The sequence below is a fragment of the Roseibium sp. SCP14 genome, assembly GCF_040329475.1.
In the GTDB taxonomy this organism is placed as follows: domain Bacteria; phylum Pseudomonadota; class Alphaproteobacteria; order Rhizobiales; family Stappiaceae; genus Roseibium.
The window spans coordinates 13,425-36,294 of record NZ_JBDZYH010000013.1 but is presented as its reverse complement, the minus strand read 5'-3'; the positions used below and the strand labels follow the sequence as shown (position 1 = coordinate 36,294).

Sequence of the window (22,870 nt, the reverse complement as noted above, 5' to 3'; positions counted from 1 at the left end):
CAGATTTGAACATGGGTATTGCTGCCAATCTTGGCAAGCTTATCTTATAAAGCATGACAACGACGTAATCTTGAAGAACGCATCCATGCCGGACAAACCAGAACATCTCACGGACACCTTTCGCCAGACAGACGTCCCTTCCTTGAAAACAAGCATCAAGGACGCGCCCAAAAAACGCTTCGAAGACCTGCCGCCCGCGGCCCAGCGCGCCTTGAAGGAGGCCGAGGAACGCCGCAAGGAGATCGATGCCAAACAGGACGCACTGCCGGAAGAGGTCAATGGTCGCGGCGGACTGGAACCGACACGTTACGACGACTGGGAGATCAAGGGCCTGACGGTCGACTTTTGACAATCGACAACTGACAGGGTCTCGATCTTGGAAACGCTTCAATCAGTTCTTGTTGCGTGGGACGGCAAACTTACGAAACCTCTGGAAGAGGTCTTTGCCGTTCATCGGGCCGACCCGGATTTTCTGGGTTCGCTCATTGACTTAAGCGAAAACGAAGCCTGCGAGCGCGCCTCAACCTGGCTGTTGAAACATCATTTCGATACCAAAGGCGAACCGCTTTCTTTCAGCCAGACCAGGAAACATCTCGCTTCCCTGCCGCATGTCCGGCACTGGGAAGCAAAACTGCATATTCTTCAATACCTTGATCAACTTGAGGTGCCGGCAGAGGCGGAAACAACCATCAGCGACTTCATCACCGAGGCACTCACTTCGCAAAACAAACTGGTACGGGCCTGGGCTTATTACGGATTGGCGACCCTCGCCTACCGGTTTCCGAAGAGAAAAAAGGCCGCGCTTGATTTTCTTACCTCTGCTCAGGAGAAGGAAATAGCCGGATCGATCAAGGTTCGAATTCGCAAAGCTCTGAAAAAGCTGGAAGTGTAACCTATCGCCCCACCAGTTTGCGTACTTCAACGGCGATCGCCTTGGCCAGGTCCGCCTGTGGTTCGGCCTCAAAATGAATGGCATCGACCGGACTGGCCGAAATCACGGTGCCTGTATCAAAGAAAGCGACCCCATATTCTTCGGCTTTGCACTGGTAAGCGTCGGCGAGCTTTGTGGATTCTTCCTGGCTGCGACTGGAGAACTGCAATTCGAACGGCGTCCCCTGGAGATCTCCGAGCGGTGGCGGCGACATCAACAACACTTTCGGAGCCCGACCTTCGACGTCATCGGTCGGCTGGGTTGCAAGGAAAAGCAAGCGTCCGATGGCAATCGAGATTGTTTCCGCGTTCATGCCGAACCGATCCTGCAGATCGTTGGTGCCCAGCATGATGATGAGGACATCGATCGGCATATGGGTCTTTCGAACGGTGAAAAGGTGTTCCAGCCCGTTCTTGTCGCCCTTGACCGGGTCTTCGAAGACCGTCGTGCGGCCATTCACGCCCTCTTCGACCACATAGAAATCGGGTCCGAGATCCTTTTGCAGCAGCCGTGTCCAGCGGATGTCGTGGCCATAGCGGGACATATCCACCGGATTGAAGCCCCACGTGAGAGAGTCGCCAAAACAAACGACAGAAATCGGATCTTTGCTGCCAGCCATGAAAAATCCTTACTAATCAAGTAGAGAGAGCCGCAAGGAAATTTAGGCAAGAACCGGACGACTGGCAATCCGCTGGAAATGCACGCCCCTGCCCGCTTGGTTAATAAGAGATTTACCAAGGAGGCGATAGGGTCGGGTCAAAGTTATGCGTAACGACCGCCGGATCATTGATGACTGCCAGCCCTAAAGCCTATCAGCGCGGCGCGGCTCTGCCGAGCTCAAATCCCTTTCAACGCCTTGCCGAGCTTCTTGACGGCGAGACGGCGGGTCTCGACCCGATCATCATGACAATTGGCGAACCTCAGCACGCCATTCCGGACTTCACCGCGGAAGTTCTGGCGGAAAACATGGCAAGCTTCAGGCGCTATCCGCCCATTGCCGGATCGCCCGAGTTCCGGGAAACGATCGCCGCCTGGCTTGACGAGCGCTACGATCTGGACGGAATGGTCGACAAGGACCACGGTGTCTTGCCGCTGAACGGCTCCCGTGAGGGCCTTTCCTTCGGCGCGATATCCGCAAGGGATCAGCTGGACAAGGGGATCGACCATCCGGCCGTAATCCTGCCCAATCCGTTCTATCAGACCTATGCCGCTGCCGCGCACGTGGCGGACGCCGAGGCGGTTCTGCTCGACGCGACTGCCGAAAACAATTTCCTGCCCGACCTGGACGGTCTCGACGCTGAACTGCTGGACGGAACGGTCGCATTTTACGTCGCCTCACCAACGAACCCGGAAGGTTATGTTGCCGACATCGCCTATTGGCAACGGTTGATTTCACTGGCAAGAAAACACCGGTTCTACATTTTTGCAGACGAATGCTATTCGGAAATCTACCGAAAGACGCCACCCCCGGGCATCTTGCAGGCCGCAAAAGCCATGGGCACTGATTTCGCCAACATCATTGTCCTGAACTCGCTTTCCAAACGGTCGAACCTCGCCGGATTGCGTTGCGGATTTGCCGCCGGTGATCCGGAGTTCCTGCGCAAATGGGTGCGGTTCCGTGGTCTCGCGGCACCGCAAGTGCCACTGCCTGCCCAGGCCGTTGCGGTCAGGGCTTACCAGGATGAGACGCACGTTGCGGAAAATCGACGGCTGTACAACGAAAAATTCGAGGCTGCGGAACGTCTTCTCGGTCCGATCATGGGGCCGGTCACACCTGAAGCCGGGTTCTTCCTGTGGCTGAACGTTTCCAAATGGGGCAACGCGGTCAGCGTGACGAAGGATCTGTGGCGCGACATCGGCGTCAAGGTATTGCCGGGAAGCTTCCTGGCGTCCGATCAGTCCGATGGAAGCAACCCCGGTCGAAACTACATCCGCGTCGGTCTGTGCGCACCGCTCGAACAGACGGAAATCGCGCTTGAACGCTTGGCAAACTGGTTGGGAGAAAAAGCATGAGACGGGCCAGCGCAGTTCGCGGCAACGGTCGCCGGTCCTCTGTGGATCTGCTGGATACCGAAAGCCCGATTAAGCGTTTCCTGAGACGCAATCTGGTCGGCGCTGCCGGACTGGGTATCATCGCCCTTGCAGCAATGCTCGCTGCAAGTCTGGCAACCTGGTCGGTCGGCGATCCAAGCCTCAATCACGCGACGAGCGGACCGGTTCGAAATGCCCTCGGCGCGCCGGGTGCCGTTGTCGCCGACGTGCTCATGCAGACCATCGGTCTTGCCACCGCCGTCTTCCTGATCCCGCTTGTCCTGTGGGGCTGGCGGCTTCTTACCGGCAACGCTCTGGGCATTGGCCGCAAACGTCTTGTTTTCTGGGTTATCGGGTCTTGCCTTGCCGCCGGCGCGCTTGCAGCCTTGCCCGTGCCGGAAAGCTGGCCGCTGCCGACAGGACTGGGCGGCTTTTTCGGTGACACGGTCCATCAGGCACCCGCACTCATCACCTCCAATCTGACCAGTGGTGCGGCCACAATTGTCGGAGGTCTCGGCCTCGGCGTTCCAGCCATCCTGTTCCTTCTTGCCGCCGCCGGCTGGCTTGGCGCAAAAAATCAGATTTCCGAACGTCTCGAGCCTGCACGCACACCCAAGGGTCATGGCAAGTCGATCGAGGAAGAGCTCGGACTGGAAGAAGACGAGGGCGAATCCCGCCTGTCCATGCTCACCACGGCTCTGGTCGGACAGGTCGGGCATTGGGGACTTCAGTCCGCAGCACAGATTCGCCGGCTGACCGGCCTCAAGCGCTCCAGGGTGCCGGAAGAGGAGGTCTGGGAAGACGAGGAGCATGACGGCGACCATGAGCCGGAGGACAAACCGCAGGGCGGCCGCCTGAATGCCTTTCGACGGGCGCTTGCCGGCCGGTTGATGCCTGAAGACGACGATGGCCTGGACGAGTTCTATGACCGCGGCCGCGATCAGGACCCCGAAGAGCCTGAAGATATGTACGCCGAGGACCCTTATGGCGAGGAAGGCGAGTCCTTCGAGCCGGATGAGCTCATGATAGACAAGGGTCCGGTCACCGGCCGGCCTGCTGTCCCGGTCGGTATCGCGGCTCCGGAACCGGATCCAAGGCAGCAGGAACAGATGGCGACGCCTGCCCCACAAGCGGGTCGGGTAATCCCACAGGCTCCACGTCCGAAGCAAAGCAAGCGGGCCATCGAAGAAGCGCAGCCGTCTTTCCTTGGCGCGCCGGAAGAGTACGAACTGCCACCGCTTCGCCTTCTGGCTGAACCGAAGGTCGCCGGAAAGGTTCCGGGCCTGTCGGCCGACGCCCTTGAGCAGAATGCCCGCATCCTTGAAGGCGTTCTGGAGGATTTCGGCGTGCGCGGCGAAATCATCGAAGTTCGCCCCGGACCGGTGGTCACACTCTATGAACTCGAGCCGGCACCGGGCATCAAGTCTTCGCGGGTTATCGGCCTCGCGGATGATATCGCCCGCTCCATGAGCGCGATATCCGCCCGTGTTGCAGTCATTCCGGGCAAGAACGCGATCGGCATCGAACTGCCGAATGCGCGCCGCGAAACCGTGTATCTCCGTGAACTGCTGGCGGCGCAGGACTTTGAAAAGGCCAAGGCCAAGCTGGCACTGGCACTCGGCAAGACCATCAATGGCGAAAGCGTTGTTGCCGACCTGGCCCGCATGCCGCACTTGCTGGTCGCAGGTACGACCGGTTCGGGTAAATCCGTTTCGATCAACACCATGATCCTGTCGTTGCTTTACCGGCTGACGCCGGAGCAGTGCAAGATGATCATGATCGATCCGAAAATGCTGGAACTCTCCATCTACGACGGCATCCCGCACCTGCTGACACCGGTGGTAACCGACCCGAAAAAGGCGGTTGTCGCGTTGAAATGGACGGTCCGGGAAATGGAGGACCGTTACAAGAAGATGTCCAAGATGGGCGTCCGCAACATTGACGGTTACAACACCCGCATCAAGCAGGCCCTTGAAAAGGGCGAGAGCTTCACACGCACAGTTCAGACCGGCTTCGACCGGGACACCGGCCAGCCGATCTACGAGGAAGAGGAACTGCCGCTCGAGGCAATGCCGTACATCGTCGTGATCGTCGATGAGATGGCAGACCTCATGATGGTTGCCGGCAAGGACATCGAAGGCGCGATCCAGCGTCTGGCGCAGATGGCGCGTGCTGCCGGTATTCACCTCATCATGGCGACCCAGCGCCCGTCAGTGGACGTCATCACCGGTACCATCAAGGCGAACTTCCCGACCCGTATTTCGTTCCAGGTGACGTCCAAGATCGACAGCCGGACCATCCTGGGTGAAATGGGTGCGGAACAATTGCTTGGCATGGGTGACATGCTGTTCATGGCCGGCGGCGGCCGCATCCAGCGTGTCCATGGTCCGTTTGTTTCGGATGACGAGGTTGAGGATATCGTCAAGCACCTGAAAGTTCAGGGCACACCCCAATACCTGGAAGCAGTCACCGAAGAGGAAGAGGAAGCCGAGAGCCCCTATGACGGTGGACTTGCCGGGGGCGGTGAAGGCAACGACCTTTACGACAAGGCCGTCGCCATCGTGCTGCGTGACAAGAAGGCGTCGACTTCCTATGTCCAGCGCCGCCTGTCAATCGGCTACAACCGTGCCGCTTCATTGATCGAGCGCATGGAGCAGGAAGGCCTTATCAGCCCGGCAAACCATGCCGGGAAACGAGAAATTCTCGTGCAAAATGGGGTCGAGGAAGAATTTTGATGTTAGGATACGGGCTGACGAAATCGCATTTTCCAAGTGTTCTGAAGATCGATTTCCACGTCCGTAGCTTAGCGTGCCCAAGCTTTGCCACACACAGTACCTAGCTAAGGCAAAAGCTCCACGGCATTAACGAATTGGGACATTGCAACATGCTGAAACATTTCGCTCACAAACTGGCAAGGCACGTTACGCGCCCGCTTCTTGCCGCAGCCATTGCCGTAGCCGCTCTTGCTCCCGCGCACGCGCTGACGGAAAACGAGCAAAAAGCCCTCAAGGACCTGAACAGCTATTTCAACTCCGTGAAGACCATGCACGGAGACTTCATTCAGTTCGGCCCAGACGGCAGCCAGTCTGACGGCAAGTTCTACATGGCCCGTCCCGGCAAGGTCCGCTTCTATTACAACAAGCCTTCGGTGCTGGACATCGTTGCGGACGGCAAGTCCGTTTCCGTTCGCGACCGCAAACTCAACACTCAGGACATCTGGCCACTTGGCCAGACCCCGCTGCGCTTCCTTCTGTCCGATACGATTGATCTCCAGAAGGATACCAACGTCACCAATGTTCTGGTTGAATCGGATCTGATTACCGTAACCATCTTCGACAAGACGAAGTTCAATTCCGGCACGCTGACACTGATCTTCGACGCCAAGGACTATGCGCTCAAGCAGTGGACCGTGACCGACCAGCAGGGCTACGACACGTCTGTAGCGGTCTATAACGTGGTCTCCAACGGTCCGACCAATCCGGACCTGTTCAAGATCGATTATCTGGCCAACGCACGGCAAGGCAAGAATTGACCCGAATGGGCTCGTTTGACGCGGGGGATCCGGGCAGCCGGTCCCTCGTTTTTCAATTGCTTGAACGCTTCTGCGCCCGGAGGGGCCTACGCCTGTCCGCCGGCGATCCTTATGGCCACGCCGGCATGGTCGAGAGCCCGGCGGGCAAACGCTGGTATTTCAAAGGCACCCGGTTCGACCTGAATGGGCTCGGCGCGTCGGAGATCGCCAACGACAAGGCTTATGCAGCCAGGTTCCTTGCCGAGGCCGGCATAAGCGTTCCCGACAGCCATTTTGTCTTCAGCGATAAGATCAGCGACAACACGCCCATCGACGACGACCTTCTGACCTTCACCGAGGAAAAGCGGTTTCCGCTCTTCGTGAAACCGAACATCGGTCAGGAAGGCCAGGGTGTCATGCGGGTCGACACGCTCGACACCCTTGGATCCGCGCTGCAATGTCTCGCCAAAAACCACGAACATTTGCTCGTGCAGCCGGAAATCCGTGGACGGGAGCTTCGCGTCGTCGTTCTTGACGGTGAAGTGCTTTGCGCCATCGAGCGAAAGCGTCCCGTCATTTTCGGCAACGGTACACAAAACTTGGCGGAACTGCTGGCAACCCATGCGAAACTGCCGGTATCTGATAGCCGTATTATCCGGGAACTGGCCGCCCAGCGGCTGGATCTGGAAAGCGTGCCCGAAAACGGACAGGAAGTGACGCTGCTGCCGGTGACCAACCTGTCTTGCGGGGGAACTGCCAGGATCGTCACGCCTGAATTAGCCCCGGAAATTCTTGCAACCGCGCAGCAAGCGGCGGATATCCTGTCGCTTAGATATGCCGGCGTCGACATGATCGTTCCCGACGGCTTATCTTCAGAAAACGAAGCCGTTGTTCTGGAGGTGAATGCCGCGCCGGGTCTCAGCAATCTCGCCCGCCAGGGGACCGAGGAAGCAGCGCTTGTCGAGGCAATCTACGACAGGGTATTTGCCGCAATCTTTTGCGATTGAAACATCGCACCGTCTGTTACCGTACAGCCAGTTACCAGAGGGCAGGCAGTTCAACGGGACCAAGCCCCGCATGCACCAGTCGCTCCGCAGCCGCCTCCACACGCTTTTTCTTCATGGCCGGCCACTGTGCAGCCGCACCACGAACCCCATGGGTGCGAAAGGCGTTCAGCTTCAATCGCACCGGACCATCAAGCGACTGAACAAATTTGATCAGACTGTCGATTTCCTCGTCACGGTCTGTCGCATCCGGAACCATCAGAAAACGCAATTCATACAGCTTTCCGGCCTCGTGCAAGAGCCGCGCGCTTGCGAGGCTTCTGGCATTTGATCTTTCCGTCAAATGAACGTGCAGCTCTGGATCAAACGCCTTTATGTCGAGAAGAACGCCGTCGGTAACCTCCAAAACCGACTTCCAGGCAACAGGTCCAAGATGCCCGTTGCTGTCGATGAAGCGCGTGAGATGGCGCAGGTCTACATCCTCTCCCATCGCCGAGAAGAGGCTGCGGATAAAGGGCAATTGCAGCGTTGCTTCACCGCCCGAGATGGTGATGCCGGACAGAAACCCGGCATGCTCATGAAGCAGATCCAGGATCTCCTGAACGGTGTAACTGCGAACCATTGGATTGGCGCTGATCGGGCAAACGTCCAAGCAGGCGTCACATTGCGTGCAGACGGACGGCTCGAATGCAATCCTTCCGTCCACCAGCGACAGAGCTTTCGGCTCACAAACGGGCAGGCACTCGCCGCAACTGTCACATTGACCGATCGTATGCGGATTGTGGCAGGTGGCGCAGTTGAAATTGCACCCCTGCATGAAAAGGACCATCCGATTGCCCGGTCCGTCGACGCAGGACCAGGTCAGGATCTTACTGATTTGTGCCCGCAAGGAGTTCACTGGCAACGACCCGCAGTTTGCGTTTCAGGATCGACGTGCAGTCGGCAGCTTCCGCTCCTAGCGCCGTCGTATTTGTCCGCGAACCGGCCTCCGCATTGAATTTCTCAATGTCGGTCAGGCGGATCATGTAGCCGGTCACGCGAACCAGGTCATTGCCACCGACATTTGCGGTAAACTCCCGAAAACCCCTGGCAAAGGCACCCTTGCACAAATCAACGACGGCATTCGGATTTGCCTTGACGGTCTCGTCGAGCGTCAGGATTTCACTGACGCCGGAGGCATAGTGCCGGTGATGAGGTGCCAGTGCCAGTATGTGAGAAACCGGGTCAGGTTCAGTACCGTAGGGAATGCGCACACCCGGCGTAAGCCCTGTATCGGTCGACAAACCTGCTTGAGAATGCAGCATCGCCCTTCCATGCCAGACATTTTTCAGCTCGTGCGCACCCACCAGCTGTTCCAGCTGCCTGGAAATCTCGTGGCCGATGGCGTTTGCTTCCGGAGCATGACCGTAACGCCCTTGGGCACCTGCCTTGTCCTGCAGGATATTCACGGCCTCAGCCATAGCGAAGATGCCGAACATCGCGGTGAAGCGTGTCTCGTCAACCCAGCCTTCGGTCACAAGAAAGCTGTCAAAGAAACCGGACTGATTGAACAGGTAATCGATCCGCGCCTCAGTCAGCCGGAAATTCAGGTCGACATAAAAGGGCAACTTGTTTGTCAGAAAATCGTTCAGGCCCGCCGATCGCTCAGCCACGGCGGCGAGGTTCACCCGCGTCAGGGTTGAGGCTCCACCACAAACCGGTAGTGCATTGTAGCAGCTGACAATGCCGTAGCCGCGCTCACCGAACACTTGCCGGTGCAAGGGATGGTTGGCGATATGGGGCTTTGAGCACTTCGTTATGTTTTCAGCCGCCAGTTGCAATATGTCATCGCCGCTGATTTCCGGATCGTAGGAGAAGGTCAGATTGGGGGCAATTTGCTTGAGTTCGGCATCAACACGCAGGATTGCCCGGGCAACGCGGTTGTCTGTCGGGCCGATGTTGGCATGCATGAAGGCGTCGGGCAGTACCCGGTCCAGGTATCGCCAGAACAGTTTGATCTTTTGATACAGCGCGTCGTCCGATACCCCATCGCAAAAGGGCAACAGCAAATTGTCCAGATGACCGATAAAAACCGGCATCGCCGTTACCGAGGGCACATGGTGATAGGCAATCATCAGCGTGTTGATTGCCTCATCAAGCGTCTGCGGCGGCGGCAACTCCAACCATTCGCTGCCGTTTTTCAGAACGACCTCATAGTCCGGAAGAACGTAACGCGGCTTGTAAGGGGCGTGGCCTTCATACATGTCACAGATCACCCGCGCCTCCAGTGCGGCGCGCGTTTCGTCATCGATCGACGGATAGTCCAGAGAATTCTCCGCTTCAAGCGAAAGGGCACGTGCCTTTTGCGCGAAGCTCAGCGTGGGATCGTTGACGATGTGGCGGAGGGTCGGATTTTCAATTGGCATTTCATGCCCCTCTAAGCGGACCTGATAGCTGCACATGTTCAGCAAGACGGATACTGACTAGAAGATACCCGCACCAAATCGCGCAAAGAATGCATGACATTGGCATTCAGCTGGACAATACTCGCATTCATGAAGGTGATTGGCGGAACACAGATATACTTCCACAGCAGTGACCCGGCCGTTTCGCCCTGGCCGTATCAGGTCGCGGCCGGTGGACGAACGCATGACCCCGGGAGCGGCGGGATCGTTGACCGGAAATATCATCAGCACACATTGATCCTGACGCTGTCCGGCGAGGGTTGGATCCGTGTCGGTGACAGAGAAGTCGCTGCCGAAGAGGCTTGTCTGGCCTGGCTGGATACATCCCGCACCTATGCGCATCGCGCCACGCCGGGAAACCATTGGTCCTATGTCTGGATAGCACTGTCGGGTGCGACCCTCGACAACTTCTTCATGCAGCTCAATCTGCGGGCTGAGCCGGTTGTCGACGAGATGGCGGACCTGCTGCCCGATTTCGAGGGGATCATCCAACAACTGGCCAGTCAGCATCCGCTCATGGATGCTCATATGAACACACAGGTCGCGGCGATTCTTGCCAAAGTGTTCACGAAGCGAGCCGGAACTCCGCCCCTGAATGAGGTCGACCCGGTATCCAAGGTCATTCAACAATTGCGCAAGGATCTGTCCCGCAACTGGGACATAACGGCAATGGCTGTGGTTGCCGGTCTCAGCCAGTCGCAACTGTTCCGACGGTTCCAGGCCGCGACAGAAACCTCCCCGGTCTCCTGGCTTCGCCGGGAGCGTATGGTGCAGGCCGAGCATCTGCTGACGGTCAGTTCCGAGAATGTATCAGCCGTCGCCCAACGTTGCGGCTACGCCGACCCGTTTCACTTCAGCCGGGATTTCAAACGCCATTGCGGACGTTCACCGACGGCATTCCGGGAAAACGCGCGATTTTAATATGTATGCCTTCGGCCCGGTTCGGATCACCGGTGGAACCGAGATGCGTTCCAATTTTTTGCTGCAGGTACTGACGAGGCCTGCAATGCTAAGACTGGCATCACCGCAAAGGAACGTTATGTGACACTTTCGATAATTGGCGCCGGATTTGGCCGAACCGGCACGGAGTCGCTCAAAAAGGCGCTGGAAATCCTGGGGTATGGACCGTGCTACCACATGTACGAGGTTGTGCCTCACCCGGAACGCGTCGCGCTTTGGCGAACGGCCGCGATGGGAGTCTTGCCTGACTGGCACGAAGTGTTTTCGGATTACCGGGCAACCGTCGACTGGCCCGCTGCATTTTTCTGGCGGGAACTGAGCGCCCATTATCCCGACGCCAAGATCATCCTGTCGGTTCGCGATGTCGACAGCTGGTTCAAGAGTATGGACGGCACCATACTGAAAGCTCTCAGGAACGGAGACGATCCAAACACGGTGGGGAAAAGACTGGTTGCTCAACGTGTTTTCAAGGGCCGTCTGGATGATCGCGACCATATTATCGCGACGTACAAAAAGAACATATCCGACGTTCAGGCAGCGTTTGGTCCGGACCGTCTCTTAACCTATGAGCTGGGATCGGGGTGGGAACCACTGTGTGATTTTCTCGGCTGTCAGGTTCCGGGCGAACCCTATCCCCGCAGCAACAACGCCGACGATTTTCACCGAAAGTTTGAGAGCGTATCAAAGCGTTGAAACTGCAACACAGGTGGATCTGATCAGACCTTCAACCAGCTTCCAGTTCGCGTTTGCTGCGAGGCCACAAGGTCAAGGCCAAACCGCAAAAAATCAGGCCCGCGCCTGTCATCTGAAACGTCGTCAGACGCTCGCCCAGAATGACAGCCGACAGGCTGATGCCGAAAACCGGAACCAGTAGAAAGAACGGCGCAACATTCGAGGCGTCGTATTTCACCAGTAGTCGACCCCAGATCGTGAAGACGACAATGGTCGCGAGCAAGGCGGAATAGGCGACTGCGAACGCAGTCATCCAGCCAACCTTGGCGAAGAGGCTGAGCGGGTCACCGTTGCTTTCAAGCAGCAGCGACAGAATTCCCAGGGGAATGGGTGACATCAGGCTCATCCAGACCACCACCGCCAGCATGTCGACCTGGCCCATGGATTTCAGAACAATGTTGCCGCCGGCACCGCACAGAGCGGCCAGCAGGATCAACCCGATACCTTCAAGCGCGCTGGCATCCGAGCGATCGAGGATCAGGCATGCAAGTCCGGCAAGTGCCAGCAGGACGGCAAAAGCTGCGCGGCCATCCAGCCGTTCGGAAAAGACGGCCATCGCAATCAGAATCGTGAAGAATGCCTGGGTGTGCACCAGCAGCGATGCCAGTCCTGCTGGAAGACCCATAGCCATCGATGTGAACATCAATCCGTATTGCCCGGCTCCCAGAAGCAGGCCGGCCAATGTCAGTTTCCACCACGAAACCCGTGGGCGCGCGATGGTCACCACAAAAAGCGCTGCGCAGAAAAACCGTAAGAATGTGAAGAAAATAGGCGGCGTTGATTCAAGCGCGAGGGCCGAAATCGGAAAGGTTGCTCCCCAGATGAACGCGGCAAAGACAGCCGCCACAACATCCCGTCTGTCCATTTTACCGCCTGGATCACCGCGCCCGGAGTTGCCAATGGCAAGAAGACTGCAGCAGGTTGCAGGCAATCGCAACAGTCAACAGTTGCAGACAGCTGGATCTCCGCTGCGGTTCGATCCGTTCTTTACGGCAGCAGGCCAGAGTCAAAAATCGCCATATCGCAGGAGGAGACCCTTTCCAGGATTTCCTTGTAGGGTCTGTGCTCGGGACCGAAATAGTAATCTTCCGCGTGCTTCTTCGTCGGGAATTCCACCAGGATCAGACGGCCCTCTGGTAAGGCCCCCTCTTTCACATCGACCTGTTCGGTCACAGCCAGCGGTTTGCCTCCGTAGCTGACCAGGATCCGGTGTGCTTCAGGCAGGTAATCTCGTGCGTGGGTTTCAGCATCTTCCACACGCAAGAAAGTGAGCATATAGGCTGGCATTCGGATGTCCCTTTCGTCGCAAACCGTTGATGACTGGGAAGATGTCGCTGTGGTTTTTGAACGACGGCAAGCCGCAAGACAATCAGAGTAATCGCTTTGCACACTTTCGCCTCCGGAGACGCAAGCTCTGGCTGAACCCGTCTGAAAGCAGGCACGCCGTCTTCCGGTCAAATGACCGTAGCTTTTTTCGCTTCTTCTTTGAGAAACGACAATACAGCCTGAACCTTGGCCGTTCGATGCAGATCGACATGCGTCAGGAGCCACCAGGGAACCACCCAGTCTTCCTTGCTGGGTATGACCTCTACCAACTCCGGGTGAGAGGCCGCCTCCATGACCGACAGGAAGCACAGACCGACGCCCGCAAGCGTTGCCTCACGCATGACCGTCATGTCGGTGGCTCGGAAAATCAGATTTTCTTCAGGCACATGGTCACGCAACCAGGCGATCATGGGTGAGTTGATCGTTAGATCATCCGAACCGACAAATCGATGCGAAACAATCTCGTTTTCGTCTTGTGGCATGCCATTGCGAGAGATGTACGCCCGGGAGGCATAGATGGCAAACCGTTGGCGAGCAAATGGTTGAACGACGTTGTCCGGCTGACTGGAAGGGCTGCCCGCCCGGATAGCCACATGGGCCTCACCGTATTCCAGTCGAAACAGGCGCGGGTCGGTCAGGAAGCGCACGATCAGGTGAGGATGCATGGCCTGAAACCGCGCCAAAAGGGAAGTCATCGCCGCCGAAGCGATTGCGAGCGACGTAATCACCAGTTCACCGGTTACCTCACCGCCACGCCCCTTTATGCGGTTGCCCAGCTGACTGAACTGATCGTCGGTCGCCTGCGCAACCTGAAGCAGATCCTGTCCGGCCTCGGTAACGGTGTAGCCTCTCGAGTGCCTCTGGAAGAGTTTTGCTCCCAGAGTTTTTTCAAGCTCATCGATGTGTCGGATCACCGTTGCATGGTGGACCCCCAGTACCTTCGCGGCCCCACTGACGGAGCCGAGCCGTGCCACGTGATAGGCAGTCCGGATTTCGTTCCAATTGTCCATGGCCGCGCCCTGTCTGTGCGTAAACGCACATATCCTGTGCATTTGGGAATATTGCGTTTGAATTTGCAAGAAACAAATATCCGGTCAGCCCACGAACCTGGCTTCAGTCAACGTCCAAGAAGGATCAGCCCCATGCCACACAGCGTTCTGCGTATCGACTCATCTGCCCGTACCGAAGGCTCCGTTTCCCGGGATCTGACCGACCGGGTGATTGCCCGCCTGTCTCCAGACACTGTCGTGTCTCGTGATCTCGCTGATGGACTTCCGCTGATCGACAATTCCTGGATCGGCGCGAACATGACGAGTGCTGATGATCGCAATGACGAACAGCGCAATCTGCTCGCTCTATCCGATACCTTGATCGCCGAGTTGAAGGCCGCCGACACGGTCGTCATAGGTGTGCCGGTCTACAATTTCGGGATCCCGGCGGCACTGAAGGCATGGATCGATCTGATCACACGTCACGGCGTGACCTTCAACTACACCGAAACGGGTCCGGCCGGAACGCTGACGGGTAAACGCGCCATCCTCGCGATGGCGTCCGCAATGACGCAGGTTGGTGCCTACGACGATTTCGTCACCGGTTACCTGAAGCACCTGCTCGGTTTCCTCGGCATCACCGATATTCAGATCGTGGCAGCAGACCAGCAGGTCCTCGGGGGTGAGGAGGTACTCGCCAAAGCTCATGACCAGATCAGCGCCGTCGCTGCCTGAGCCAGTGGAATTTTCAGAAAATCGGTAATAGATCGGGATTGAGAGTACCTTGCGCACTCTCAATCCTTCCGTTTTGTGAACGGTGCGTCCGAAGTGCCTTTGTGCCAGGCAAATCGAGAAACTCAGTAATCGCCGAGCTTGATGTCGCGGGAATACTCGCCGTCGACTTCCTTGGTGACCGCCTGGCCGCAGATGGTGGCGCCGCGCGTGGCGTCATAAGTCAAAGAAGGTGAGCCGGAAAGTTCCCAGCCCTTGTTCAGGGCCTGGGTGACCCGATGGCAGAATTCGCTGTCGTCTACGCCGGTGATGAACCGATAAAGCTTCATTTGTGTGTCCGTCCTGTCATGCACGGGCAGCGATGGCGTCGGCGATGGCGATCACCCGCTTACCCATTTCCGCATGTAACCGCTCCACCATCTTGCCGTCCACCTGGATTGCACCTTTGTCTGCATTTTCCGGCAGATCGAAAATCTCGTTGATCTTGCGCGCCCAGGCGACTTCTTCTTCTGTCGGACTGAATGCCGCGTGACAGGAAGCAATCTGCTTGGGATGGATCAGTGTCTTGCCGTCCATGCCCATTTCAGCACCTTGTGCACACTCGGCAGCAAAACCCTCGTCGTCCTGAAAGGCGTTATAGACGCCGTCGAGAATATCGATGCCTCCAGCCCTTGCAGCCGCAACGCATGTCATCAGCCAGGGCATCATGACGGCCCGGCCCGGCATCAACCGCGCACGGGTTTCCTTGGCAAGATCATTCGTCCCCATGACGAAACAAGAGAGCCGGACTTCCGGATCCCTGCCGCAAGCACCGATGGCGGCGGCATTGAGCATCGCTTCGGGGGTTTCCATCATCGCCCAGATTTTCAGGTCGTGCGACGCGCCATGCAGAGACAACATATGCGCAACGCGTTGCAGATCAGCCGGCGCATTGACCTTGGGAACGAGAATGGCGTCAGGCGCGGCCTTGACCGCCATTTTCAAATCGTCTTCTCCCCACGGGGTATCCATACCGTTGATCCGGATGACGACTTCCCTTTCACCATAACCACCGGCAGAAACCGCATCGCTGATCTGCGTCCGGGCCAGTTCCTTGGCATCAGGGGCGACCGCATCCTCCAGATCCAGAAGCAGACAATCGACATCCAAGGTCTTTGCCTTTTCCAGTGCCCGGGCGTTGGAACCCGGCATATAGAGGGCGGAACGGCGAGGTCTAAGCGGTGCGGTCATCGACTGATCCTACGGGAATTCGAAACGGGATTTGAGTTAACCTAGCGGATCGAAAGATCAAGCGAAATTCACCGAAGGGGGAAGATCATCAAGACGCACTTTGCGCCCGATGGCCGAAGATCATGTCCTTGGCGGCAATCACGGCCCCCATGGTAATGGCGAGACAGGCGATGCCGACCGAAAGGGTCAAGACCCCGAACCCGAAAGCGATGAGCAACAGCGTCGAGAGCAAAGGCGCAGAATAAGCGGCGGCTCCCAAAACCTGAATGTCGCCGCGTTTGACACCGATATCCCATGTGAAGAAAGCCAAGCCGACCGGAAACAGCGCCAGAGCCAGGACCGAAGCCCATTCCTGGGGTGCCGCGGGCCAGACTGTTTCCTCCAGCGCCACATGACACAAGGCAGACAGCAGCGCCGTCATAAGGCAGAACCCCGCAACCGCTTCGGTCGGAACCGACCCAAGGCGGCGGGACAGGACCGAATAACTGGACCAGAACAGGGAGGACGCGATGGCAGCGCCATATCCCAATGCCGAGCCGCCGGAAAACTGAATTCCGTCGCCTCCGGTAATCAACAGGGCCGCTCCCGCAAGTCCGAGGATTGTCCCCAGAACGTGATGCGCTCGCAGCTTTTCACCCGGCAAAAAGGCGGAAAACAGCACGATCAGCAAAGGCCAGGTGTAGTTGATCAGGTTGGCCTCTACCGGCGGTGCATTGCGAATGGCCGTGAAATAGAAAAAGTGAAAGCCGAAAAGGCCCAACGTACCGAAGGCCCACACGCCTGGAGGTTGGCGCAACAGCGCAAGTTTGCCGGTCACAGCCAGCCAGAGCATTGCAAGCGCGCCGGACGTTCCGAAGCAAAGCGCGTTCAGCAGAAAAGGCGGAACCTGCCCGGAGCCCGCACCGAACACGCCGAGCGTTGCCCACATGAGCACCGCGCTCAGCCCGACGACCGTTGCCTTCACTCTTCCCGAGCCTTCCATTTCACCTCACTGCCTTGAAGCATCCAGCCGAACGACACATGCTCATGACACGAAACGAAAAACATCGGAAGGCTTTCGCAGAATTTGATTCAGGTCCTTGATCCCGACTCCGGTTTCAGGACATGTTGGGGATCATTTCTTTGTCCTGCCATTGTCGGGGAATACATGACGACTACGGAAATCAAGGTCCTCGGACCAGAAGATGCCCACCAGCTTGCACCGCTCATTGCCGAGAACGCTCAAGCGCTGAAACGCGGAGCGCCGCGCCGCCCCGACGAGTTTTACGCAGAACGCATCCTTGGCGACAAGACCGCTGAAGTGCTGGGCGCATTCTCGAGTGGCAGGCTGATCGGCTTCGCGGTCTATTTCGACCTGCCCGAACTGATCACCGGCCTTCGCATCGGCCAGATGGATGACATCTACGTTCATCCCGATCATCGCAACCAGGGCGTTGGCCGCAAGATCATTGAAACCCTTGTTGCGGAGGGAAAGAGCCGCGGCTGGCTGCATTTGCGCTGGATCGTACCGGGCAAGAACACCCCCGCCGTTGCCCTTTATGAAAAGATCGCCGAGCCGGACCATCGCAAGAGTTATCTCATCCCGATCGACCGCGTTGCCGGCGATTGATCCCTTGAAGCGTTACCTGACACCTGGGGTCTAGATCCCGGCTGCAAACAGCGGCGGGATCTGCCCCAGTGGCAAAAAGCCAACTCGCACCACACCGCGCTCGATCGCCACAGGCAGACTGATTGTAGGAATGCCGTCGACCTGCGTCTCGGCAGACTTCAGGCTTTTTATGACACCTTCAACGAGCCCAAAGGCATTGTTTTGCGGTGGAAACAGCGGCTTAAGAATCTGGAGCAACTGCTCGGCATTGCCCAGTGTCAGGTTCAATGTGCCGGAGAGCGTGCCGTCCCCATTGACCAGCAAATCGCCATTGGCGCCGATGCGGCTTTCACCGATAACAGCCTCGAACAGAACCAGTCTGACCGGCAATTCACCGTTGTTGATCCGAACCAGAGTGACGAGGTCCGCTCCTGCAAGCATCGCGGTGCCACCACTGATCTGAACATGGCCGCGCAAGTCGATCGTCTCCTGCAGGTTTGACACCGATTGCAGGTTCAAGGCGTCGATCGTCGCAAATCCGTCCAGCGCATCCGCTTGTTCCGGCGCTGTCCGCAGGTGAATTTCCGCCTTGTCGGACGAAATCAAACCATTCGTCAGAATGTTTTCAAACGCGACTTCCGGTTTCCGGATCACCGCGTCGAGGTCTCCCAGCGCCTCCCGGCTGAATTTGACGCTCGCACGGGCGGTTTCCCATGTCATCTCGCCGTTGAACCCGGCAAGCGGCGCTTCCATCAGGATCGGTGCCTTTGCTTCCAGGATCACATGCCAGGGATTGTAAATCAGTGCGATGGCTCTCAGTGCCTCGAGAGAACTGCTCGTGCCGGCCCTGTCGAGCGACTGCATCTCCTGGCAAGAGACTTCGTAGCGGAAGGGATAACCGGCAATCGTCAGATCCGTGCAGGTCAGCTCAAGGCCGCTTTGCGCAAGATTGTTCATTTGCCGGTCGAGCTGATCCGCCAGGACAGAGCGACCGTAGAGCCATGCGGCAGACCAGCCCGCAATCACCAGAACGATAACGCTCAGCAGCAGAATGTAACGGCGTTTGGAGGATTTGGTCGGTTTGCTCGCGGTCGTGGACACTGCTCTTGTTACTCACTGTTGAAGTCGCGGCTTGTACCGCGGCATTGAATCGACAGGCGGAGATTGTTATTTCCGCACCTGCAAAAGAGAAGACAGGTCGATATGAGCGATTTTTGGGTATTTGGCTACGGTTCTTTGATGTGGAACCCGGGATTTGATCACTTGCGGTCGGAACAAGCCCTGTTACGGGGAGCCCACCGGGCGCTGTGCGTTTATTCCTGGGTTCACCGCGGCACTCAGGAAAGGCCGGGGCTCGTCTTCGGCCTGGACAATGGCGGCGCGTGCCGGGGGATCGCCTATCAGGTTTCAGAGGAAATCTGGCCGCAGACGCTCGATTATCTGCGCGCTCGCGAACAGACCACCATGGTCTACAAGGAACACTGGCACAACATCGAACTCGACAATGGCGAAAAGGTCGAAGCGCTGGTCTACATGGTCGATCACGGCCATCCGCAATATGCCGGCGCCCTGCCTCTGGAAGAGCAGCTGGATATCGTCAATGGTGCGGTGGGAAAATCTGGCGCAAATCCGGAATACGTCATCAACACCGCAGCGCATCTGGACGAGATGGGCATTCCCGACACAGGACTTGCCTGGCTGGCACAGCGCTTGCGGGATAACGGCGCAGCCTGAAATCCGCTTCAACTCTGCCGGAAAATTCTCCAGAACTCCGGGCAACCCGTTCAGGTTCCCGAAAAGAAGAAAGGCCGCGCAAATGCGCGGCCCTTTCTTGTGGGGGACACTCTGTGTGCGAGTGCTTCAATCAGTTATGCGGAAAACCGGCTTTTGCAGTTCCGTTCCAATCGCCAATAAAAGGCAGGATCAGCTTTGAACCTTTCGAGGAAGCGGCATTGAAAGCAGCCTGCTGTTTGGCCGTCAAACGTTCTTCACCGTTATAGCTGCCTTGATTTTCCAGGATCAGCAGACGGTTGTTGCGAGCGTCACGAAGCGCTTTTTCATTGGCAATCTGCATTTGGCGGATGGTCAGCGGCTCGTCACCGGTAGCATCGCCATAGGCTTCGCCGCCATTGAAGGCCAAGGCACTGCCGGCAGCTGCCGTAGAAATGAAAGCGGCGGCAAGCAAAGTAGATACAAATTTCTTGTTCGTACGCATGATTAATCTCCGTACCAGTGTGTTTAACTTTCAATAGATACGTCTTCGACAGTATCGTCTTCGCATCGTGCTAACGTCTTTTGAACGCTGCACACCCAAAGTAGGTGCGATTTTTTAGAAAAAAACAGGTATAACTGATACGTGATTACGTGTTTACTTGGATAAACTACAATTCACGCGCCTGTGTTATTTGGTTTAACTTAGTTTGAAACCGGTTATATTAAATAAGATCCAGAGATTTCAGCAACACCAGATCAACCACAAGGCATGTAACCGGCATTGCTGCAGGATCCTTCCACGCATCGCCGCTGTCTGTTCCGAAACTGCAAAACAGGGATCAGGCTGTCCGTGCTTCTTTGTGAGCATCGATCTTCTGTAGGACCGGCGAAGGATGCGGTGCCTTGCGCGCTTCATCGATCAGACGGTCGCTCGCCGTTTCGATTGCCGTCACCATCTTCTGATGGAATTCATCGGCCGGCAGACCCGGTTCGATCGGCGGCAGGATCTCAACGACAACCGTTCCCGGATAGACAACCCAGGAGGACCGGGGCCAATAGAGGCCGGCATTGTGGGCAATCGGCACCACCGGACATTTCAGGTCCTTGTAAAGATGCGCAATCCCGTACTTGTATTTCGGTTCGGCACCGGCCGGGCGGCGCGTACCTTCCGGAAAGATCAGAATCTGGCGCTCTTCCGCAATTGCTTCCTTGGCAGCTTCCATCATGGCAGCCAGGGCTTCGGACCGCTTGCCCCGATTGATGGGGATCTGCTTGTACTTGGCCGTGTACCACCCAAAGATCGGAATCCAGCGCAGTTCCCGTTTCAGGATGAAGGTCGGGCTGGTGAAGAGGGGGATCAACGTCACCGTTTCCCAGGCCGACTGATGCTTCATGGCTGCAATGAAACCGCCTTTCGGCAGATTTTCCTTGCCCCGGACTTCAATCTTCAGCCCGACGGTCACCCGCATCAGCAGCAAAAGAGTTTTCGACCAGACCGGAACAATCCACCAGCCCCAGCTGCGTGGCAGCAGCATGACCGGAGAAAACAGGATCATCTCAACAAAGGTAACGGAATAGAACAGAATCTGAAAAATTGTCGAACGCAGAAGAAGCATGGTACCTGCAAAAAATCACTAGGCGTTACCGCCGGTCCGTCCCCAACCGTTCAGCAATGACCTGACCAGAGTCAGCCAACACCCTTCACGGCAATACGTAGTCGGGCGACGATATACTTCACATATTCGCGCATGAGAAGCCGGATCGTTGCAGGTTCCTTGTACCAGTCTTCCAGATTCAGGCCCTTGGAGAAGACCGGGTAGGCGATCAGGTTCACATCCGGAAGAGCATCGGAAAGCTCAACCCTGGCCCGAGGCAGGTGATACGCGCTCGTGACGACCAGCAAGGAATCGAAGCCGTTCTTCTTCACCCAGCTGGCGGTTTCAATTGCATTTCCCGCTGTATTGAGCGCAACACGGTCCAGATCGACACTGCCTTTCTCCAAGGGCATGCTGGACGACGTGACTGCTGCGAGCTGTTCGCGCGTCGTTCCCGGATGCACCCCGGAAATAAGCAACCGGCTGGCCTTGCCTTCCTCAAGCAAGCGGACAGCCTCGTTGACCCGGGCCTGACCTCCGGTCAAAACAACGATTGCATCGGCATTTGCGGTCACGGGGACTTTTGCCGTTGTAATCTGATGCGCAAAATACAGAAACTGGCCGACCGCTCCGAACAGCAATGCCGCGATGACTGCTACGAAGACAAAGCGTAGTCCAAACCGTTTTTTGCGGCGCTCACCTGCTTCGGATAATGTGGAAGCGGTTGCGGAGTTCTCCGGCAAAGCAGACACACGCCGTTCCGCAACAACTGGAACGCCATCTTCCAAGGCTGGATCTACGATTGTGTCTGCGTTGGTCATGCGGCGACTATGATAAGTGATTCGGCCAATTTCGCGGCAGCCGACTGTCGCGACAAATTAGCCGATTACATTGCCAAAACCAAGATTGTTTCCCGAGCGCAAGAATAACTCCAAGTCTCTTTCCGCTTTTGAAGCAACTACAAGCTGCCTATCTGTCGGCAAACGGGTCAGTTGCTGGATAAGTCTTGGATTATTCAGCGGCTTTTTTTGCGCCTCAATCGACCTTGGCAAGATGAGCCTTGACCGCCAGACCCGAAGTCAGCGCAGTCAGAATGGCCACCAGAAACACCACACCGAAAACACCGAAATATCCGGGTAAACTGACGGAGACCGAGCCGAACAGGGCTGACATCTGGTCTGATCCGGCTTGCCCCGCTCCTTGCCGTGTCAGCATATCCACCACAATAAAACAGATTATTGCGGCAATTCCGCCGGAAACGCCGCCCTTCAAACCGAGCATCAGGAAATGACGCTGGAATTCACGGGCGATGAACGAATCTTCCGCCCCGACGAAATGCAGCACCGACACCACATCCTTGTTGCCCGCCATTGCCGATTGCGTAGCAAATACCACGCTGAGCACCATCGAGCCCAGAACAAGCACCATGATGGCAAAGCCGCCAACCACGACCGCACCTGCCATGGCTGACAGACGAGAGGTCCAGATCGAGTGATCATCGACACTGGCCCCGGTCACCTGCTGCGAGACCTGAGCCCGTAGTTGTGCCAGATTCAGGAGGGCCGGATCACCGACGGTGATCTGAATGAGGCGGGGCACCGGTAATCCATCCAGTTGCAATCCATCTCCAAGCCAGGGTTCGAGAAGGTCCTTGGTCTCGGCGTCCGAAAGGGCCCGCACGGATTCAATTCCGGAAAATTCCTGCGCAAGCGCGACAGCCTTGTCGATCTCGCGCAACATGTCGATCCCTTCCGTCGGTCGTATCTGGATCGTGATTTCACGGACCAGGTCGTTTTGCCACGCATCGGCGGCATCCCAGACAACCGACACAGCACCGACGGTCAGGCACGCAAGAAAGCTCATGATGGCAACGACGAGAGTGAGGGCGCGGCCGGCCACCGACTGAGGCGGAACGATCGCGGCGGCCGGACGAAGCTTGGCCTCGTCACTCTGCTGCTGGTTCTGCGTATCCGCAGGTGCCTTGCGCCGGGGTCGTTTCAGCCGCTCCAGGCGTTTCGGCGGCTTGACCTTGGCAGCAGACTCCCGCTTTTCGTTTCGTTCTTCCGAATGAGCCATTCTGCTGC

Annotated in this window: 25 protein-coding genes; 11 read left to right on the top strand and 14 right to left on the bottom strand. The window is 57.2% G+C overall.

The window, feature by feature from the left end; all coding sequences use genetic code 11:
- The first annotated feature begins 85 nt into the window (after positions 1-85).
- Positions 86-349 carry a DUF1674 domain-containing protein gene (locus ABLQ08_RS30420; protein ID WP_352950373.1) on the top strand — a complete coding sequence of 88 codons (264 nt, stop codon included), beginning with the start codon at positions 86-88 and terminating at the stop codon, positions 347-349.
- 27 nt (positions 350-376) lie between these two features.
- On the top strand, positions 377-892 hold the full coding sequence (locus tag ABLQ08_RS30415) for a hypothetical protein (RefSeq protein ID WP_352950371.1): 516 nt from the start codon (positions 377-379) through the stop codon (positions 890-892).
- A 1-nt stretch (position 893) separates the two neighbouring features.
- Here the strand turns inward: ABLQ08_RS30415 and ABLQ08_RS30410 are convergent, their stop codons facing one another.
- Positions 894-1,550, bottom strand: coding sequence for an SGNH/GDSL hydrolase family protein (locus tag ABLQ08_RS30410; RefSeq protein ID WP_352950369.1), 657 nt, complete (start codon positions 1,548-1,550; stop codon positions 894-896).
- 170 nt (positions 1,551-1,720) lie between these two features.
- On the opposite strand from ABLQ08_RS30410, the gene ABLQ08_RS30405 reads away from it, so the two are divergent.
- The 4 genes from ABLQ08_RS30405 to ABLQ08_RS30390 all read left to right on the top strand — a co-directional run bounded on the left by ABLQ08_RS30405 (position 1,721) and on the right by ABLQ08_RS30390 (position 7,480).
- Positions 1,721-2,944 (top strand): aminotransferase class I/II-fold pyridoxal phosphate-dependent enzyme, encoded by a 1,224-nt coding sequence (locus tag ABLQ08_RS30405; protein WP_352950367.1) that lies wholly within the window; start codon positions 1,721-1,723, stop codon positions 2,942-2,944.
- Positions 2,941-5,697, top strand: coding sequence for an FtsK/SpoIIIE family DNA translocase (locus ABLQ08_RS30400; RefSeq protein WP_352950365.1), 2,757 nt, complete (start codon positions 2,941-2,943; stop codon positions 5,695-5,697). Before ABLQ08_RS30405 ends, ABLQ08_RS30400 begins: the two co-directional genes overlap by 4 nt.
- Positions 5,698-5,846: 149 nt before the next feature.
- Positions 5,847-6,494 carry an outer membrane lipoprotein carrier protein LolA gene (locus ABLQ08_RS30395; protein ID WP_352950363.1) on the top strand — a complete coding sequence of 216 codons (648 nt, stop codon included), beginning with the start codon at positions 5,847-5,849 and terminating at the stop codon, positions 6,492-6,494.
- A 5-nt stretch (positions 6,495-6,499) separates the two neighbouring features.
- Entirely contained in the window at positions 6,500-7,480 is a 981-nt protein-coding gene (locus ABLQ08_RS30390) for an ATP-grasp domain-containing protein (RefSeq protein ID WP_352950361.1), read from the top strand.
- 31 nt (positions 7,481-7,511) lie between these two features.
- Here ABLQ08_RS30390 and ABLQ08_RS30385 read toward each other — a convergent pair whose 3' ends face one another.
- Together ABLQ08_RS30385 and ABLQ08_RS30380 are read right to left on the bottom strand one after the other, a co-directional pair.
- A complete protein-coding gene (locus ABLQ08_RS30385) occupies positions 7,512-8,375 on the bottom strand; it encodes a YjjW family glycine radical enzyme activase (protein ID WP_352950360.1) in 864 nt (287 codons plus the stop codon).
- Entirely contained in the window at positions 8,347-9,882 is a 1,536-nt protein-coding gene (locus tag ABLQ08_RS30380) for a YjjI family glycine radical enzyme (RefSeq protein WP_352950358.1), read from the bottom strand. The genes ABLQ08_RS30385 and ABLQ08_RS30380 overlap by 29 nt, the downstream gene beginning before the upstream one ends.
- Before the next feature lie 93 nt (positions 9,883-9,975).
- Between ABLQ08_RS30380 and ABLQ08_RS30375 the strand changes: the two genes are divergently transcribed.
- Positions 9,976-10,842 (top strand): AraC family transcriptional regulator, encoded by an 867-nt coding sequence (locus tag ABLQ08_RS30375; protein ID WP_352950356.1) that lies wholly within the window; start codon positions 9,976-9,978, stop codon positions 10,840-10,842.
- Positions 10,843-10,962: 120 nt separating this feature from the next.
- On the top strand, positions 10,963-11,574 hold the full coding sequence (locus ABLQ08_RS30370) for a sulfotransferase family protein (protein ID WP_352950354.1): 612 nt from the start codon (positions 10,963-10,965) through the stop codon (positions 11,572-11,574).
- Positions 11,575-11,605: 31 nt separating this feature from the next.
- Here the strand turns inward: ABLQ08_RS30370 and ABLQ08_RS30365 are convergent, their stop codons facing one another.
- The 3 genes from ABLQ08_RS30365 to ABLQ08_RS30355 all read right to left on the bottom strand — a co-directional run bounded on the left by ABLQ08_RS30365 (position 11,606) and on the right by ABLQ08_RS30355 (position 13,949).
- On the bottom strand, positions 11,606-12,478 hold the full coding sequence (locus tag ABLQ08_RS30365; protein ID WP_352950352.1) for an EamA family transporter: 873 nt from the start codon (positions 12,476-12,478) through the stop codon (positions 11,606-11,608).
- A 122-nt stretch (positions 12,479-12,600) separates the two neighbouring features.
- Positions 12,601-12,900: a DUF1330 domain-containing protein gene (locus tag ABLQ08_RS30360; RefSeq protein ID WP_352950350.1), complete on the bottom strand. Its 300-nt coding sequence runs from the start codon at positions 12,898-12,900 to the stop codon at positions 12,601-12,603.
- A gap of 167 nt (positions 12,901-13,067) precedes the next feature.
- Complete coding sequence (locus ABLQ08_RS30355) at positions 13,068-13,949, bottom strand: LysR family transcriptional regulator (RefSeq protein ID WP_352950348.1); 882 nt, start codon at positions 13,947-13,949, stop codon at positions 13,068-13,070.
- Between the two features lie 132 nt (positions 13,950-14,081).
- Between ABLQ08_RS30355 and ABLQ08_RS30350 the strand changes: the two genes are divergently transcribed.
- Complete coding sequence (locus ABLQ08_RS30350; protein WP_352950346.1) at positions 14,082-14,663, top strand: FMN-dependent NADH-azoreductase; 582 nt, start codon at positions 14,082-14,084, stop codon at positions 14,661-14,663.
- Between the two features lie 122 nt (positions 14,664-14,785).
- Here the strand turns inward: ABLQ08_RS30350 and ABLQ08_RS30345 are convergent, their stop codons facing one another.
- The 3 genes from ABLQ08_RS30345 to ABLQ08_RS30335 all read right to left on the bottom strand — a co-directional run bounded on the left by ABLQ08_RS30345 (position 14,786) and on the right by ABLQ08_RS30335 (position 16,872).
- A complete protein-coding gene (locus tag ABLQ08_RS30345; RefSeq protein WP_352950344.1) occupies positions 14,786-14,989 on the bottom strand; it encodes a DUF1737 domain-containing protein in 204 nt (67 codons plus the stop codon).
- Between the two features lie 16 nt (positions 14,990-15,005).
- Positions 15,006-15,890, bottom strand: a complete 885-nt coding sequence (locus tag ABLQ08_RS30340) for an HpcH/HpaI aldolase/citrate lyase family protein (RefSeq protein ID WP_352950342.1) — start codon at positions 15,888-15,890, stop codon at positions 15,006-15,008.
- Between the two features lie 88 nt (positions 15,891-15,978).
- Positions 15,979-16,872, bottom strand: a complete 894-nt coding sequence (locus tag ABLQ08_RS30335) for a DMT family transporter (RefSeq protein ID WP_352950340.1) — start codon at positions 16,870-16,872, stop codon at positions 15,979-15,981.
- 165 nt (positions 16,873-17,037) lie between these two features.
- Here ABLQ08_RS30335 and ABLQ08_RS30330 point away from each other — a divergent pair, with 165 nt between their 5' ends.
- Positions 17,038-17,499, top strand: coding sequence for a GNAT family N-acetyltransferase (locus ABLQ08_RS30330; RefSeq protein ID WP_352950338.1), 462 nt, complete (start codon positions 17,038-17,040; stop codon positions 17,497-17,499).
- 30 nt (positions 17,500-17,529) lie between these two features.
- On the opposite strand, the gene ABLQ08_RS30325 is transcribed toward ABLQ08_RS30330, so the two are convergent.
- Positions 17,530-18,579, bottom strand: a complete 1,050-nt coding sequence (locus ABLQ08_RS30325) for a DUF2125 domain-containing protein (protein ID WP_352950336.1) — start codon at positions 18,577-18,579, stop codon at positions 17,530-17,532.
- A 102-nt stretch (positions 18,580-18,681) separates the two neighbouring features.
- Here ABLQ08_RS30325 and ABLQ08_RS30320 point away from each other — a divergent pair, with 102 nt between their 5' ends.
- Positions 18,682-19,212: a gamma-glutamylcyclotransferase gene (locus ABLQ08_RS30320; RefSeq protein WP_352950334.1), complete on the top strand. Its 531-nt coding sequence runs from the start codon at positions 18,682-18,684 to the stop codon at positions 19,210-19,212.
- Between the two features lie 130 nt (positions 19,213-19,342).
- Here the strand turns inward: ABLQ08_RS30320 and ABLQ08_RS30315 are convergent, their stop codons facing one another.
- The 4 genes from ABLQ08_RS30315 to ABLQ08_RS30300 form a co-directional block, all read right to left on the bottom strand.
- Positions 19,343-19,693, bottom strand: a complete 351-nt coding sequence (locus ABLQ08_RS30315) for a hypothetical protein (protein ID WP_352950332.1) — start codon at positions 19,691-19,693, stop codon at positions 19,343-19,345.
- Between the two features lie 337 nt (positions 19,694-20,030).
- A complete protein-coding gene (locus tag ABLQ08_RS30310; RefSeq protein WP_352950330.1) occupies positions 20,031-20,807 on the bottom strand; it encodes a lysophospholipid acyltransferase family protein in 777 nt (258 codons plus the stop codon).
- 71 nt (positions 20,808-20,878) lie between these two features.
- Positions 20,879-21,607, bottom strand: coding sequence for a YdcF family protein (locus ABLQ08_RS30305; RefSeq protein ID WP_352950328.1), 729 nt, complete (start codon positions 21,605-21,607; stop codon positions 20,879-20,881).
- A gap of 214 nt (positions 21,608-21,821) precedes the next feature.
- Entirely contained in the window at positions 21,822-22,862 is a 1,041-nt protein-coding gene (locus ABLQ08_RS30300) for a cell division protein FtsX (protein ID WP_352950326.1), read from the bottom strand.
- Positions 22,863-22,870 lie beyond the last annotated feature (8 nt).

Coding starts and splice junctions, on each gene's coding strand:
- ABLQ08_RS30305 (WP_352950328.1), bottom strand. CDS start 21,607: ATGACCAACGCAGACACAATCGTAGATCCAGCCTTGGAAGATGGCGTT.
- ABLQ08_RS30375 (WP_352950356.1), top strand. CDS start 9,976: ATGACATTGGCATTCAGCTGGACAATACTCGCATTCATGAAGGTGATT.
- ABLQ08_RS30410 (WP_352950369.1), bottom strand. CDS start 1,550: ATGGCTGGCAGCAAAGATCCGATTTCTGTCGTTTGTTTTGGCGACTCT.
- ABLQ08_RS30355 (WP_352950348.1), bottom strand. CDS start 13,949: ATGGACAATTGGAACGAAATCCGGACTGCCTATCACGTGGCACGGCTC.
- ABLQ08_RS30395 (WP_352950363.1), top strand. CDS start 5,847: ATGCTGAAACATTTCGCTCACAAACTGGCAAGGCACGTTACGCGCCCG.
- ABLQ08_RS30320 (WP_352950334.1), top strand. CDS start 18,682: ATGAGCGATTTTTGGGTATTTGGCTACGGTTCTTTGATGTGGAACCCG.
- ABLQ08_RS30365 (WP_352950352.1), bottom strand. CDS start 12,478: ATGGACAGACGGGATGTTGTGGCGGCTGTCTTTGCCGCGTTCATCTGG.
- ABLQ08_RS30360 (WP_352950350.1), bottom strand. CDS start 12,900: ATGCCAGCCTATATGCTCACTTTCTTGCGTGTGGAAGATGCTGAAACC.
- ABLQ08_RS30420 (WP_352950373.1), top strand. CDS start 86: ATGCCGGACAAACCAGAACATCTCACGGACACCTTTCGCCAGACAGAC.
- ABLQ08_RS30345 (WP_352950344.1), bottom strand. CDS start 14,989: ATGAAGCTTTATCGGTTCATCACCGGCGTAGACGACAGCGAATTCTGC.
- ABLQ08_RS30315 (WP_352950332.1), bottom strand. CDS start 19,693: ATGCGTACGAACAAGAAATTTGTATCTACTTTGCTTGCCGCCGCTTTC.
- ABLQ08_RS30380 (WP_352950358.1), bottom strand. CDS start 9,882: ATGCCAATTGAAAATCCGACCCTCCGCCACATCGTCAACGATCCCACG.
- ABLQ08_RS30350 (WP_352950346.1), top strand. CDS start 14,082: ATGCCACACAGCGTTCTGCGTATCGACTCATCTGCCCGTACCGAAGGC.
- ABLQ08_RS30405 (WP_352950367.1), top strand. CDS start 1,721: ATGACTGCCAGCCCTAAAGCCTATCAGCGCGGCGCGGCTCTGCCGAGC.
- ABLQ08_RS30340 (WP_352950342.1), bottom strand. CDS start 15,890: ATGACCGCACCGCTTAGACCTCGCCGTTCCGCCCTCTATATGCCGGGT.
- ABLQ08_RS30390 (WP_352950361.1), top strand. CDS start 6,500: ATGGGCTCGTTTGACGCGGGGGATCCGGGCAGCCGGTCCCTCGTTTTT.
- ABLQ08_RS30310 (WP_352950330.1), bottom strand. CDS start 20,807: ATGCTTCTTCTGCGTTCGACAATTTTTCAGATTCTGTTCTATTCCGTT.
- ABLQ08_RS30300 (WP_352950326.1), bottom strand. CDS start 22,862: ATGGCTCATTCGGAAGAACGAAACGAAAAGCGGGAGTCTGCTGCCAAG.
- ABLQ08_RS30400 (WP_352950365.1), top strand. CDS start 2,941: ATGAGACGGGCCAGCGCAGTTCGCGGCAACGGTCGCCGGTCCTCTGTG.
- ABLQ08_RS30330 (WP_352950338.1), top strand. CDS start 17,038: ATGACGACTACGGAAATCAAGGTCCTCGGACCAGAAGATGCCCACCAG.
- ABLQ08_RS30335 (WP_352950340.1), bottom strand. CDS start 16,872: ATGGAAGGCTCGGGAAGAGTGAAGGCAACGGTCGTCGGGCTGAGCGCG.